Annotated in this window: 1 protein-coding gene; it reads left to right on the top strand. The window is 65.7% G+C overall.

Annotation, left to right across the window (positions count from 1 at the left end):
- On the top strand, positions 1–411 hold a 411-nt coding region (locus tag IB257_RS31415), incomplete at both ends, for a VCBS domain-containing protein (RefSeq protein ID WP_192493336.1).

Genomic DNA, 411 nt, shown 5'->3' with positions numbered 1-411 from the left:
AGAACCACACCGCCGGCGACGACTCCGTCACCGACAAGTTCACCGTCACCGTCACCGATGCGGCCAACCAGGTCAAGTCTGACGACCTGGTCGTGCTCATCACCGACACGGCGCCCGAAGCCAAGCCCGACACCGCCTCCGTCACGGAAGACACCGCACTGACCGCCTCCGGCAACGTCATCACCGGCACCGGTGCCGACACCCTCGGCGCGGACGTCACCAACGTCGTGGGCGTGGCCAAGGGCACGGTCCCCGCCGGCCAGAACGTCACCGGCAACGTCAATACCGCCGTCAACGGCGAGTACGGCAAGATCGTCCTCAAGGCCGACGGCACCTACACCTACGAGCTGAACAACAACGACCCGCGCGTGAACGCGCTGCTCGATGGACAGCAGCTCAAGGACACCTTCA

The sequence above is a fragment of the Achromobacter sp. ACM03 genome (assembly GCF_014851665.1).
In the GTDB taxonomy this organism is placed as follows: Bacteria; Pseudomonadota; Gammaproteobacteria; order Burkholderiales; family Burkholderiaceae_B; genus Achromobacter; species Achromobacter aegrifaciens.
This window is presented reverse-complemented; position numbering and strand designations above follow the sequence as displayed.